The organism is Castellaniella sp. UC4447_H14 (assembly GCF_052978285.1).
In genome coordinates this window covers 2,230,279-2,244,281 of record NZ_CM129666.1, presented here as the reverse complement: position 1 = coordinate 2,244,281, position 14,003 = coordinate 2,230,279, and the positions used below count along the sequence as shown (strand labels likewise).

Here is a 14,003-nt window from a genome sequence, read left to right as displayed (position 1 = left end):
CCACCATGAACATGCGCGTCAATATTCCGGTCGAACTGGACCGGCTGGCGGTCGGCAACGATCGTATTCCCCGCCCCGTGGTGGGCGAGCCGGCGGCGGGCGCGGCCAGCCCGCACGAGTCCGCGGCGCTGCACGTCAGCGGGGAAGCTGTCTATACGGACGACATCCCCGAGTTGCGCAATACGGTCTATGCGGCCCTGGGACTGTCGGACAAGCCGCACGCCCGAGTCAAGGGCATGGACCTGGACGCGGTGCGCAAGGCGCCCGGCGTGATTGCCGTCCTGACGGCCACGGACATCCCGGGAGTCAACGACTGCGGGCCCGTGATTGCGGACGATCCCATCCTGGCCGACGGTCTGGTCCAGTATGTCGGTCAACCGCTGTTCGTCGTGGTCGCCCGTTCAACGGGTGAAGCCCGCCGGGCTTCGCGCCTGGGTAAAGTCGAATATGAGCCGCTGCCGTTCCTGCTGACGCCTGAGCAGGCGAAGCACGCCCGCTCGGGCACCACGGATGAGCTGCGCCTGATCCAGGGCGACGTGCAGCAGGCGCTGGACGGCGCGCCGGTCCGGTTGCGGGGGACATTTTCCTGCGGTGGTCAGGAGCAGTTTTACCTCGAGGGGCAGATCGCCTACGCCATTCCGCGCGAAAAAGAAGGCATGCTGGTGCAGTGTTCCACCCAGCACCCCACCGAGATGCAGCATGCGGTCTCGCACGCCCTGGGCTGGCAGCGCCACCAGGTCGAAGTCGAGTGCCGGCGTTTGGGCGGGGGGTTTGGCGGGAAGGAATCGCAGTCCGCGCTCTTTGCCTGCGTCGCGTCGGTTTGTGCGCATCGGCTGCGTCGGCCGGTCAAACTGCGCGCCGATCGCGACGACGACATGATGATCACCGGCAAGCGCCATGGCTTCTACTATGAATACGACGTGGGGTTCGACGACGACGGCCGTATCCTGGGCGTGAAGCTGGACATGACGCTGCACTCCGGATTTTCGGCCGATCTGTCCGAGGCCGTGGCCAGCCGGGCGCTGGCGCACTTCGACAACGCCTATTACATACCGGCGGCCGACATCCACACGATGTGCGGCAAGGTCAATACCCAGTCGGCCACGGCTTTTCGCGGTTTCGGCGCTCCGCAGGGCGCACTCATCACCGAAGTCCTGATCGACCGGGTGGCGCGTCAGTTGGGCAAGGATCCGCTGGACGTGCGCCGCATCAATCTGTATGGCACGGACTCGCGCAACGTCACGCCGTACGGCGAGGTCGTCGAAGGCAACCTGCTCGAGCCCATCATGAGCGAACTGGAAGTCAGTTCCGACTACCGTGCGCGCCGCGAGGCGGTGCGCGATTTCAACGCCCATAGTCCCATCCTGAAAAAAGGCCTGGCCATGACGCCGGTGAAATTCGGGATCTCGTTCAATGTGCCGGCCTTCAATCAGGCGGGTGCGCTCGTGCATATCTACCGCGACGGCTCGGTGCTGGTGAATCATGGCGGCATCGAGATGGGACAGGGGCTGAACACCAAGGTCGCGCAGATCGTGGCCAACACGCTGGGCCTGGATCTGGAGTGCGTGCGCCTGACGGCCACCGACACCTACAAGGTCATCAACACCTCGGCCACGGCGGCCTCCACGGGTTCGGACTTGAATGGCAAGGCGGCCGAGGACGCGGCGCTCACGCTGCGCGGGCGGCTCGCGGAATTCGCCGCGCGCAAGTACGGTGGCAAGGCTGAAGACGTGGTGTTTGCCTGGCGTCAGGTCAGCGTCAACGGCAAGACCCTGCCATTTGCGCAGCTGGTCGAGCAGGCCTACTGGGATCGCGTGCAGCTCTGGTCCGACGGTTTCTACAAGACGCCGGACATCAGTTGGGACAAGGCCACCAGCCACGGCCATCCTTTCTATTATTATGCCTTCGGCTGGGCGGCGTCCGAGGTCGTGGTCGACACGTTGACCGGTGAATGGAAGCTGCTGCGCGCCGACATCCTGCATGACGTGGGTGCGTCGATCAACCCGGCCATCGACATTGGCCAGATCGAGGGCGGCTATATTCAGGGAGCCGGGTGGCTGACGTCCGAGGAACTGGTCTGGCGCGACGACGGCCGTCTTATGACGCATGCGCCATCGACCTACAAGATCCCGGCGATCAGCGATTGTCCGCGCGACTTCCGCGTCCGGTTGTTCAAGACGCGCAACCATCAGGACTCGGTGCATCATTCCAAGGCGGTGGGCGAACCGCCCCTGGTGCACGGGATCAGCGTCTTCAACGCCATCAACGACGCCATTGCGGCGGTCGGCGACGGCCGGCAGTCGCCGGACCTGCGCGCGCCCGCCACGCCTGAAGCCATTCTGAACGCGGTCGAGGGCCTGCGGCAACGCAGCGCTGCGTAATGGGCGAATGGATTGACCAGGCGCTCTGGTGTCTGGATCGACACCAGCCGGTGGTGCTGATCAGCGTCGCGTCGGTGCGGGGTTCCGCGCCGCGCGAAGCAGGCGCCAAGATGCTGGTGGCGGCTGATCGCCAATGGCTGACCGTGGGCGGCGGCAATCTGGAGTGGCAGGCGGTACGAAGCGCGCGGGACTGGCTGGCGGCTCCGGCCGACAGGCCCGACCGCTGGCTCGAGGAAATGCCCCTGGCGGCCGCGCTGGGCCAGTGCTGTGGCGGACTGGTGCATCTGCTGTTCGAGCGTCTGCGCGAGTCCGACCGGGTCTGGCTGGAAGCGGCCCGGAATCGCCTGGCGCACCTCGAATCCTTTGAGCGGGAAGTGGGGCTGGGCGGCCCGGGCGTGGCGCCGTGGGTGAAGCTGCGGGACGCGGGGGCCGCCTCTCACCCTGCCAACCGTTTTCAGGCGAGCCGCCTGCTGGACGTTGCCGATTTCCGCGGCTGCCCCGTTTTCACGGAGCCCGTGCAGCCGGACGGCCTGAACATCGTGGTGTTCGGCGCGGGGCATGTGGGACAGGCCCTGGTCGGCATCCTGGGGACGCTGCCGTGCCGGGTGACCTGGGTGGATGCGCGAGAGGAACTGTTTCCGGACCGGGTGGCGCCCAATGTGATCATCGAGGCTACCGATACGCCGGAAGCCGTGATCGACGAGGCGCCGCCGCAGAGCTGCTTTGTCATCATGACTCACGATCACATGCTCGATCAGCGCCTGTGCGAGCAGCTCATGCGGCGTGACGATGTAGCATATTTCGGCCTGATCGGGTCGCGCACCAAATGGCGCCGGTTCCAGCAGCGGTTCGCGGCCAAGGGCATTCCGCCCGAGCGCTACGCGCAGGTCATCTGCCCGATCGGTGATCCCGGCATCGAAGGCAAGCAGCCCGCCATCATCGCCGTGGCGGTTGCCGCCCAGCTCATGCAGCTCAGGACCCGGCGTGCGCGAAGCGCCGTCGCGCGCTGCCTGCCACATCCTGCGTCGGTCATTACCTGAAAAAGCCGGATGCGGGCCGTTTTGCCGCATGCGATCATCATTCCTGGAGACATTCATGACCTCGACGTCGAACACCCAAGCCGTGCCTGGCGTTCAGGCCTACCGGGCGCAGTTGCTGTATTTTCGGGACACGCCGAAAGCGGAGGACGACGCCTGCGAATGGGTGTCGGACGGGCTGCTGGTGGTGCGCGACGGCCGCATTGAACAGTGTGGCGATTATGACCGCCTGGTGTCCGAGCTGGAACCAGGAACGGAAATCCACGACTGGCGCGGCCATCTGATCACGCCGGGCTTCATCGACACCCACATTCACTATCCGCAGACGGACATGATTGCATCGCCGGCGCCCGGCCTGTTGCCATGGCTGGAGCGGTACACCTTTCCGACCGAGGCGCGCTTCGAGGATCCGGACTATGCACGGGGTGTGGCGCGCTTCTTCCTGGACGAGCTGCTGCGTTGCGGCACCACGACGGCGCTGGTGTACTGTACGGTTCACCCGGGATCGGCGCAGGCATTCTTCGAGGAAAGCGATGCGCGCAATCTCCGCATGGTCGCCGGCAAGGTCATGATGGACCGCAACTGCCCGGAATACCTGCGCGACACGGCGCAGTCCGGGGCGCGCGACAGCGAGGCGCTGCTGAATCGCTGGCATGGCATCGGGCGCCAGATGTACGCGCTGACCCCGCGCTTCGCGCCCACTTCCACGCCGAAGCAATTGGCGTTGTGCGGCGAGCTGGCGCAGCAGTACCCGGACGTGTTCGTCCAGACGCACGTGGCCGAGAACCGGGACGAGGTGAAGTGGGCCATGGCGCTCTATCCGGGTCACCGCAGCTATCTGGACATTTATGACCAGTATGGGTTGCTGCGTCCGCGCGCCGTGTACGGACACTGTGTCTGGCTGGATGACGACGACCGGCGCCGCATGCGCGATTCCGGTGCCGTGGCGGCGCATTGTCCAACTTCGAACCAGTTTCTCGGCAGCGGGCTGTTCGATTTTGCGGCCGCCCGGGATTTTGGGATGCCGGTGACGCTGGCGACGGACGTGGGGGGCGGCTCGTCTTTTTCCATGCTGCTGACGATGAACGAGGCACACAAGGTCGCGCGCCTGTCGGGCCATTATCTGACGGCACGGCGCATGTTCTGGCAGGCGACGCAGGGTGCCGCTCGCGACCTGCGGCTGGATGGTCAGGTGGGAACGCTGGCACCGGGCGCGGAGGCGGACTTCATCGTGCTGGATCCCAGGGCCACGCCCTTGCTGGCGAGGCGCAGCGCCGCAGCGGGATCGCTCGAAGAGCTGTTGTTCGCGCTGGCGATGCTGGGCGATGACCGCGCGATCGCCGCCACTTACGCCGCCGGCCGGGAAGTGCATCGCCGTCAGTAGGGCGGGCGTATCGGGGATTGTCACACCGCTGTCACCTAGACCTGCCATAATCCGCCGCATGGACAAGTTCTTTGATGCCACGCGCCCCACCAGGCTGCCGGCGCTGATTCCTTTTTCCAGCTATGACGACGCCGATGCGGCGGTCGACCGGCTGCTGGAAATCTATCAGCGCAACACGGCATTCATCCGCGAGGCCTTCCGCGAATACAGTGCCGGCAGTCTGCCGCTGGGGCAGCGGATTCGCGCGTGTTATCCGGCCATCCGCATCCGTATCCACACCTATCCCGATGTGGATAGCCGCCTCTCGTACGGCCACCTGGTGGAACCCGGCCTGTACCTGACCACCGTGACGCGTCCGGCGCTATTCCATGGGTATCTGCGCGAGCAGGTCCGGCTGTTGCTGCGCAACCACCATGTCCCCGTGGAGATCGGTGAGTCCGATCTGCCGATCCCGCTGCATTTTGCCTTTCCGGAAGACGAGTACGTAGAGGGTGAATACTCGGAAGTCCCGGGACACACGCTGCGCGACCATTTCGACGTGCCGGACCTGGCGGTCACCGATGATGCGATCGTGAATGGCACCTGGCATGGGCGTCCGAACCAGCCCCGGCCGCTGGCACCGTTCACCGCGCCGCGCGTCGATTATTCGCTGCAGCGGCTGCAGCATTACACGGCGACGTCGCCCGAACACTTCCAGGACTTCGTGCTGTTCACGAACTATCAGTTCTATGTGGATGAGTTCGTCCGATGGGCGCATTCGGCGCTGCTTTCGGGCGATAGCGGTTATACGGAGCTGGTGGAACCAGGCAATTACGTCACCAGCCGTGACGGCGCGGAGCCCGAACGATCGGGCCGTCCCCCGATGCCGCAGATGCCGTCCTATCACCTGAAGCGGCCGAACCACACCGGGATCACGCTCATCAATATTGGCGTCGGCCCATCCAACGCCAAGACGATCACCGATCACGTGGCCGTGCTGCGCCCGTCGGCGTGGCTGATGCTGGGGCATTGCGCGGGGTTGCGCACGACGCAGCGGCTGGGCGACTATGTGCTGGCACATGGCTATGTGCGCCAGGACCATGTGCTGGATGACGACCTGCCGCTGTGGGTGCCGGTGCCGCCGCTGGCCGAGGTACAGGTCGCTCTGGAAGACGCGGTGGCCGAGGTCGCGGGGCTCTCGGGGTGGGAACTGAAGCGCATCATGCGCACCGGGACGGTCGCGACCATCGACAACCGCAACTGGGAACTCCGTGACCAGCAGGAGCCGGTCCAGCGCCTGTCGCAGTCGCGCGCCATTGCGCTGGATATGGAATCGGCCACGATCGCGGCAAACGGATTCCGTTTCCGGGTGCCATATGGCACCCTCCTGTGCGTGTCGGACAAGCCGTTGCACGGCGAGCTGAAACTGCCCGGCATGGCCACCGACTTTTATCGGACCCAGGTCAACCAGCATTTGCACATCGGGATCCGTGCGCTGGAGCATTTGCGCGACATGCCCAGCGAACGCCTGCATTCTCGCAAGCTGCGCAGCTTCATCGAGACGGCCTTCAAGTAATCCCCGAGCACTGCACTAGGGGGCTCGCGTGCCCCGCGCGAAGCCCTGCCATCGTTGCCGGTGCCGTCTCTTCCGGAGTGCGGCGTCAGTGGGGCGCCACCGCCAGGCGCCCCAGCGTCTCGTACTCCGCTTCGCTCAGTTCGACGCCAGCCGCCGCCACGTTCTGCGCCAGATGTTCCGGGCTGCAGGTACCGGGGATGGGCAGCATCACGGGCGAGCGCTTCAGCAGCCAGGCCAGTGCGATGGCGCTTGGCGTCACACCGTGGTGCTGTGCGACTTCCTCCAGCTTCGACCCGGGCTTGGCCAGCTGCCCGGCATTGAGCGGGAACCAGGGAATGAAGCCGATGCCGTGCTGCGTGCAGTAGTCCAGTACGGCCTCGCTCTTGCGGTCGCCCAGGTTGTATTGGTTCTGCACCGTCGAGACCGGAAAGTGATGCTGCGCCTCCTCGATGTCGGCGATCTGCACTTCGCTCAAGCCCACGTGGCGGATCAGGCCCTCCTGGCGCATGTCGGCGATGACCTGGAATTGCGCTTTGCGGGGCGTGTGCGGGTCGATGCGGTGCAGTTGCCACAGATCGATGCGTTTCACCGCCAGCCGCCTCAGGCTCATCAGCACGCATTGACGCAGATAGTCCGGGTTGGCCAGCGGCACCCATTGGTCCGGGCCGTGGCGCAGCAGCCCGCCCTTGGTGGCGATCAGCATGCCGCTGTACGGATGCAGCACCTCGCGGATCAGGTCTTCGCTCACGAACGGCCCGTAGCTGTCAGCCGTGTCGATGAAGTTCACGCCGAGCGCCGGCAGGCGTTTCAGTGTGGCGCGCGCCGCGACGAGGTCTCGGGGCGTGTCCCAGATGCCGCGGCCGGTAAGGCGCATGGCACCGTACCCCAGGCGGTGAATGGGAATGTCGCCGCCGATCTTGAAGGTGCCGGAAGCGGCTGCATTCGGGTTTTGGGTCATGAACGAAGCTCCTGTCATGAATGGTTCACGGGTGGGTCAGTATTTTCGGGTTGCCGTTTCCGTCCACGGTCTCCAGCGTGATCGGTCGGCGCCACACGAGGGCAATGTATTCCAGCACTTTTTGCGCGCGGTCCAGGTCCAATCCGCAGCCGTCGGTCGCGTGGTCGTGGCGCAGCGTCAGGCTGCCATCATTGCCCAGCCCGACGGCCTGTACGTGCGGCGCCCCGAAGTTGAACTTGGGTGCGATCAGTTGCTCCCTCAGCGTGGCGATGTCCGCGTCCTCGATCCTGACGCGTGCCCCCGCCCTCGAGTCGCCACTGATGCGATAGCTGAGCAACTGCAGCTTTTCCGCCAGGCCATCATCCAGGTGATTGCGGATGAAGCTGCAGTCGTCCTCCTCCGCTCGGATGCGCAGGGCGCTCTCCAAGCCCTCCTTTTCGATGATCTGTTCCCACATGGTAAATCCAATGTGATAGGGGTTGATGCCCAGCGCAATGTCGCGGCCCGTGGCAAAGGGCCGGATGACGTCGGAATGGGATTTGATGGCGTCCACGTACAGGTCGTTGGGCAGGAAGTCGGCCTCGCGCAGCAGGCGCGCGTGCCAGTAGCTGGCCCAGCCTTCATTCATGATCTGGCAGGCGAAAACCGGATAGAAATAGAACGATTCCTCGCGAACGGCCAGGAAAATGTCCCGTTCCCATCCCTCCATGTCCGGCGCATAGCGGGCGGTGAACCACAGCAGATCGGACTCCGGCTGCGGCGGGATCGGCGCGCGGCGCCGCTGAGGCGCGGGCGGCGGCTCCTCGCCGGGCAGCCCGGCGTAGCGGGCGCGGAAGCCAGTGGCCTTGCGGCCCGGGACAGGCTCGATGTACAGCGGGTAATCGGGCCGGTGGATCGGGTGGTCCACATCGATGTGCTGCTCCAGCGCCAGCGCTGCATCCAGCACCATCTCCACACGCCGTAGCCCGTGCTCTTCAATGGCGTCCTGGATGCTGCGGGCCCGTTCCGCGGCTTCGGTCACGATGTGGTATCCCACCTGTTGCTGCATGCGCGCAAACAGGGCATTGTTTTTGGAAAAGTCGGCGTGCCCGAGCACGTGCGCCGTGACCAGCGTGTTTTGCGCCAGACCGTTGTCGGTGACCAGGTAGGCGCGGTTCGGGTTGCCCGGAAACACGACCTCGAAGATATGCGAACCCCCCATCCGGTGCTGTACCTGCTGGTGGATGTAGCGCACGCCGAATGACCAGTGCGGCATCCGGATCGGAAGGCCGTAGACGGCGACTTCCATCATGAAGGTATTGGGGACTAGCTCGAAGTCGACCGGATGGAAGTCCAGTCCGTTGCGGGTGGCCAGCGTCTCGATCTTCTGGATGTGGCGGGTGAGTTGCTCCAGGCCCCATTCATTCTCGGCTTGCATGGCGGACCTCCGTGCCGGCCTCGGCCCGCGCCTGGAGCTGGAAGAAGCGGCGCACGGCATCCCAGACGTCACCGCGGTCATGGATGGTGTAAGTGCCCGCCGGGTAATTGCGCGATTCCAGTGCGCGAAACAGGCGGCCGGTTTCGGAGAGGCCCGATTCATGGGGATTCTGTGGTGTTTCCACGAAGCCCATGAAGTTGACGATGTCCCCCAGTTTGCACAGCAGATTTTCGGCGAGCGCCTGGTCGTCGGCAAAGTTTTCGCCATCCGAGGCATAAAACAGGTAATGGTTGTAGCGCCCGGCGGGGTAGCGCTGGGCAAAGATGTCCAGCACCAGCTTGAAGGCGCTGGAAGCGGCCGTGCCGCCGGTGGCCGCGACCTGGAAAAATTGTTCTTCGGTGAATTCCCAGGCTTCGCTGGTGTGCGCAATGAAGAGGATTTCCAGCGCGTTGCCATATTGCCGGCGCAGACCCTGTATGGCCCAGAAGAAAAAGGATTTGGCCAGCTTGCGCCGCTCTTCATCCATCGAACCGGACACATCCAGCACCAGCGCCACCACGGCATCGGTCGCCGGCCGCTGCCGCCGGGCCAGTTGCCGAAAGCGCAGGTCTTCATCGGAAAACGGCGTGGCGCCTTCGGCCTGGGCGTGGCGCCGCTTGATCGCTTCTTTCAACGTCCGGCGCCGATCCAGGCGAGCATTCGGCCCGTGCCGGCTCCAGCCCTCGCGCACCAGGTCTTCATCCCGCAGCGCATCGCTGACACGGGGCTTCAGATCCGGCAGATGCAGTTCTTCCCAGATCCAGTCGACGATGTCTTCGATTCTGAGTTCCAGCAGGAAGCGCAGCTCGCCATCGCCGTTGCCCCCCGCTCCGGCCTGACCGCCTTGGTCGCCCTCGGCCTGGCCGGGCCGGTAGACGTCGTTGGGCTGGCCGCCCCCCTGGCCCACCCCCGAGTGCTCGGCCGACGGATTCAACCGGAAGCGATAGTGTTCCAGGAAGTGGACCGGGATCCGCACGGTGCGGCCTGCGGGACGGCTCAGGATGTCCGAGCCGGCGATCATCTCCGGCAACTGCTCGCGCACGGCGCTGCGGACTTTGTAGTTGTGCCTGAGCCAGTCCCGCGCTCCGCGCGAAAACAGATCGTACCAGTGGTGCGCCTGCGCCAGGTTGGACGGTTGCCGGGGATCGGACCGGTTCATGGTGCGTCTCGTCCGGCGTCTATTCCTGCGCCAGAAGCGTGGTCACATAGTTGAGCGCTTCGTGCGCGCTGTGCGCGTCGTACCCATACTCGTTGACCAGGCGTTGTTCGACGGCGGAGATCTTTTCCAGCGTCTCCGTGTCGGCCCGAGTGGTCGAGGCGACCAGGCGCAGTACGTCGCGCCGTTCTTCGAACAAGTATTGCTCGATGGCCTCGCGCAGGCGCGCGTGATCCGCCAGCGTGAATTTGGCGCCGCGCTTGTAACTGCCCAGCGCCTTGCGCACGATCTCCTGCCGGAACGACGTTTTGCCGGAATCGGAAATTCCGATCTTGGTCTCCACACTGCGCAGGAAACGCTCGTCGGCATCGCGCTCTTCGCCCGTGATGGGATCGCTCACCTTGCGGCTCTCGAGCACCGCTTCGACTTCATCCAGGTATTTGTCCAGCAGCTCCTGGGCCTCGGTCTGGAAGGACACGAACATGGCCTTGTGCACGTCTTCCTTGACCCAGCGGTTGTAGAACTCCTTGCGCGTGGTCACCAGGAAATCGGTCCATTGCTTCTTGACCTTGGGGTTCATGCGGGCGTCCGATTCGATCGCATCCTTGAGCGCCAGCATGACTTCCATCGTGGTCAGGCTCTTCGTTTCGGACTGGCTGATGGCGCCGGCCAGCGCGTTGACGATGAAGCGGGGGGAAACGCCGTCCATGCCCTCGTCGGGCTGTTCGCGGATGATGCGTTCGGCGTCGGCGTCCGACACGCCTTCCACCGCTTCGTGCGCATGGATGCGCAGCTTCTTGCTCAGATCCAGGTCCTGGCGTTCGGAGGGTTTCAGGCGAGTGAGAATGGCGAATACGGCCGCCACGCGAAGCGCGTGCGGGTCCAGGTGCACCTGCCGGAACGAGGGTGTGGTCGAGGTCAGCTTCTGATAGATCCGCGCCTCGTCGGTGTAGCACAAGGTGTAAGGCACCTGCACGATGACCATGCGGTCCAGCAGGGCCTCGTTCTCCTTTTCCTGCAGGAACCGCCGGAACTCCGCCATGTTGGTGTGCGCAACGATGGTCTCGTCGATGTAGATGAGCGGGAAACGGGATACCTTGACGACCTGTTCCTGGGTGAGGGTCAGCAGCAGGTACAGGAACTCGCGCTTGACCTTCAGAATTTCGATCATCTCCAGCAGGCCCCGGTTGCCGGCATAGACCGCCCCGGACCAGGACCATGCGCGCGGGTCGCCTTCGTCGCCGTATTCGGCGACCTTGGAAAGGTCCACCGAACCCACCAGGTCCGCGATATCGGCCGTGGTGGGATCGTGTGGCGCATAAGTCCCCACCGCGGTGCGCCCTGCTTCGTTGATGAAAATGCGGCGGATCGGCACGCGGGTGAAGTCGCCGCCGTACTTTTCCTCCAGCAGGGCTCGCGTGAAGGGCGACGGCTCGCCGTTGATCTCGACGCCGTATGAGCTTCTGAATTCAGGCAGTTTGTCGCGCGGAATCAGCAGCAAAGGCGATTCCTGGATCGGGCTTTCCTGTATCGCGTACAGGGCGCCTTCGTCGGTGTGGCTGTAGGCCTCCAGGCCGCGCTTGAGCAGCGTCACCAGACTGGATTTGCCCCCGGACGGTGGGCCCAGCAGCAACAGCAGGCGCCGGCCAACTTCGGAACCCTCGCTGGCGGCCTTGAAATAGTTGGCCACCCGTTCCAGTGCCTGGTCGATACCGAACAGATCATCTTCAAAGAGTTTGTACCGAGCCCCGGCGCCGTCCGATTTTGCGGCCTCGATGCCGCGCCAGCAGATCATGTCCCAGATGTACTGATGGCTGGATCTGGCGGCACGCGGCGGATCGCTGGCGACAATGTCGCGCAGGTAGTCGCCGAAGCTGCCTTCCCAATGCTGGGCTTGCTGCTTGCGCGAATATTCTGTCAGCGATTCGATGAATTCAGAACGGGGTCGTCCCGTCCCTTCGTTGTGGTCGGCCACGGCTCTCCTCCCATCGTGTGATGGCAGCCCGCGGACACCGGTCATGTGCGAGTCAGTCCGTGTCAGCAGGCATGCCACCTGGAAACGTTTGACTTCGTGTGGTTGGACACCCGTCCGGCCGCGAAGTTCAGAACTTTGCGTGGCCTGGAGCATGTGCTGTGCCCGGGCGCAACCGCCGACTTCAGCCCTCCCAGATCATCTTTGCAGAGACGATGATGGCCATGGTGACCATGACAACACGAATCAGCCGATGGCCCCGATTTACCGCGATGCGTGCACCGAGGGTGCCGCCTATCCATTGGCCCGCCAGCATGGGCAGACCGAAGGCCCAGATGATGTTGCCGTGCAGACTGTAGAACACAACCGCCACCAGATTGCTCGAAAGATTCAGCAGCTTGGCGTGGCCGGTCGCCTTGGTGAGGTTCATGCCCAGCAGGGTGACGGCCGATATCGCCAAAAAAGTGCCGGTTCCGGGACCGAAAAACGCGTCGTAGAAGCCGATCAGCGGGGCGACCGTGGCAGCGTACAGCGCATGCGGGATGCGTTGTGTGCGGTCCTGGGCCCCCACTCGAGGGGACAAGAGAAAATATAGTGCGAAGCCGATCAGCAGGACAGGAATGAGCTGCTTCAGAATGTTGCTGTCAATCCGGGTGAGCGACCATGCACCCGCCAGTGCACCCGCAAACGAGGCGAGGATCATCCACCGGCTTTTCTTCAGGTCTATCTGGCGCTTGCGCAGAAACTGCAGCGTGGCCGCGGCCGATCCGGCAAAGCCGCCGGCCTTGTTGGTGGCGATGGCCGCGCCCGGAGGCAGCCCCACCGCCAGGAGCGCCGGGATGGTGATGAGGCCGCCGCCGCCCGCGATGGCATCGATGGTACCGGCCGCCAAGGCGACGAAAAACAACAGAAAAGCGGTGTCCAGTGTGATTTCCATGGCGGAATGAAGGCGGACGGGAGGCGCGTGTGGCCGGGGCCAGCTCGGGCCAAACAGGCTGACCCCGGCGAAAAGGCCGCCGTGGCGGCCCCGGTCAGGGTTCAGCGTTTGGCGATGTCGGCCTGGGCTTCCTTGACCAGATCCGGACCGATCTGCTTGGCCCACTTGTCGAATACCGGCCGGGTGACTTTGGCAAAGGCCGAGATCTGATCCGGCGAGAGGGTGGTCACTTTCACGCCATGGCCTTCGATCTCTTTCAGCAGCGAGTCGTCGGTGGACGTCACCCCCTTGCGCGCGATGACGATTTCCTGTTTGCCGGCCTCGATGGCGGCTTCGCGCACGATCTTCTGGTCTTCCGGCGACCAGGAGGCCCAGACGTCCTTGTTCACCACGAAAACCAGCGGATCGGCCACATAGTTCCACAGCGTCAGGTATTTCTGCCCGACATCGTAGAGCTTGGCTCCGGCATAGATGGACAGCGGGTTCTCCTGGCCGTCCACGGCACCGCTGGCGAGTGCCGGCTGCGCATCGGCCCAGCTCATCTGCGTGGGGTTGGCACCGAGGGCCGTGAAGGTGTCGATGTACAGCGGCGATCCCACCACGCGCAGCTTCATGCCTTTGATGTCGGCCGGGGCCTTGACCTCGCGCACCGAGTTGCTGAGCTGACGATAGCCGTTTTCACCCCAGGCGAGCGGGACCACGCCTTTCTTCGACAGGATGTCGAACAGCCTTTCACCCACCTTGCCGTGGGTCAGCGCGTCGATGGCGGGATAGTCGGGCATGAGGAACGGCAGCGAGAACAGATTCAGTTCCTTGACCTGCGGCGACCAGTTGATCGTGGAACCGATCGCCATGTCGATCACGCCCTGGCGGATGGCCGTGAATTCCCGCGTCTGGTCCCCTTGCACCAACGAGGTGCCGGGATAGACCTTGATGTTGATGCGCCCCTTGGTGCGTTCGCGCACCAGGTCCGACCAGATCACCGCGCCCTGGCCCCACGGGAAGGTCGTGCCCACGACGATGGACAGTTTGTATTCTGACTTGTAGTTGGCCGCCTGGGTGGGTGCGGCGATGGCCAGTGCGCTGACGGCGAAAGCGGCCGAAGCCATGAGTCGTTTGATGGACATGCGAGTCTCCTCTGAAAAAATCCCCGATGAATTCTGTCTG

At 64.3% G+C, this 14,003-nt stretch carries 10 protein-coding genes; 4 read left to right on the top strand and 6 right to left on the bottom strand.

Features of this window, described 5'->3' with window-relative positions; genetic code table 11:
- Positions 1–5: 5 nt before the first annotated feature.
- From xdhB to ACVCMJ_RS10770, 4 genes are read left to right on the top strand one after another with little or no spacing between them, the layout of a single operon-like run.
- Positions 6–2,381, top strand: a complete 2,376-nt coding sequence (gene xdhB, locus ACVCMJ_RS10785; protein WP_447081413.1) for a xanthine dehydrogenase molybdopterin binding subunit — start codon at positions 6–8, stop codon at positions 2,379–2,381.
- Entirely contained in the window at positions 2,381–3,421 is a 1,041-nt protein-coding gene (xdhC, locus tag ACVCMJ_RS10780) for a xanthine dehydrogenase accessory protein XdhC (protein ID WP_447081412.1), read from the top strand. The genes xdhB and xdhC overlap by 1 nt, the downstream gene beginning before the upstream one ends.
- A gap of 55 nt (positions 3,422–3,476) precedes the next feature.
- Positions 3,477–4,802: a guanine deaminase gene (guaD, locus tag ACVCMJ_RS10775; protein ID WP_447081411.1), complete on the top strand. Its 1,326-nt coding sequence runs from the start codon at positions 3,477–3,479 to the stop codon at positions 4,800–4,802.
- Between the two features lie 58 nt (positions 4,803–4,860).
- Complete coding sequence (locus ACVCMJ_RS10770; RefSeq protein ID WP_447081410.1) at positions 4,861–6,357, top strand: AMP nucleosidase; 1,497 nt, start codon at positions 4,861–4,863, stop codon at positions 6,355–6,357.
- Between the two features lie 85 nt (positions 6,358–6,442).
- On the opposite strand, the gene ACVCMJ_RS10765 is transcribed toward ACVCMJ_RS10770, so the two are convergent.
- The 6 genes from ACVCMJ_RS10765 to ACVCMJ_RS10740 all read right to left on the bottom strand — a co-directional run bounded on the left by ACVCMJ_RS10765 (position 6,443) and on the right by ACVCMJ_RS10740 (position 13,963).
- Positions 6,443–7,315 carry an aldo/keto reductase gene (locus tag ACVCMJ_RS10765; RefSeq protein WP_447081409.1) on the bottom strand — a complete coding sequence of 291 codons (873 nt, stop codon included), beginning with the start codon at positions 7,313–7,315 and terminating at the stop codon, positions 6,443–6,445.
- A gap of 25 nt (positions 7,316–7,340) precedes the next feature.
- Complete coding sequence (locus ACVCMJ_RS10760) at positions 7,341–8,732, bottom strand: SpoVR family protein (RefSeq protein WP_447081408.1); 1,392 nt, start codon at positions 8,730–8,732, stop codon at positions 7,341–7,343.
- Complete coding sequence (locus ACVCMJ_RS10755; RefSeq protein ID WP_447081407.1) at positions 8,716–9,930, bottom strand: DUF444 family protein; 1,215 nt, start codon at positions 9,928–9,930, stop codon at positions 8,716–8,718. The genes ACVCMJ_RS10760 and ACVCMJ_RS10755 overlap by 17 nt, the downstream gene beginning before the upstream one ends.
- A 19-nt stretch (positions 9,931–9,949) precedes the next feature.
- Positions 9,950–11,902 (bottom strand): serine protein kinase, encoded by a 1,953-nt coding sequence (locus ACVCMJ_RS10750; protein ID WP_447081406.1) that lies wholly within the window; start codon positions 11,900–11,902, stop codon positions 9,950–9,952.
- 181 nt (positions 11,903–12,083) lie between these two features.
- The gene (locus ACVCMJ_RS10745) at positions 12,084–12,836 is read right to left on the bottom strand and encodes a TSUP family transporter (RefSeq protein ID WP_447081405.1); all 753 of its coding nucleotides are present in this window, start codon (positions 12,834–12,836) and stop codon (positions 12,084–12,086) included.
- A 101-nt stretch (positions 12,837–12,937) separates the two neighbouring features.
- Positions 12,938–13,963: a DctP family TRAP transporter solute-binding subunit gene (locus ACVCMJ_RS10740; protein ID WP_447081404.1), complete on the bottom strand. Its 1,026-nt coding sequence runs from the start codon at positions 13,961–13,963 to the stop codon at positions 12,938–12,940.
- Positions 13,964–14,003: the final 40 nt, after the last annotated feature.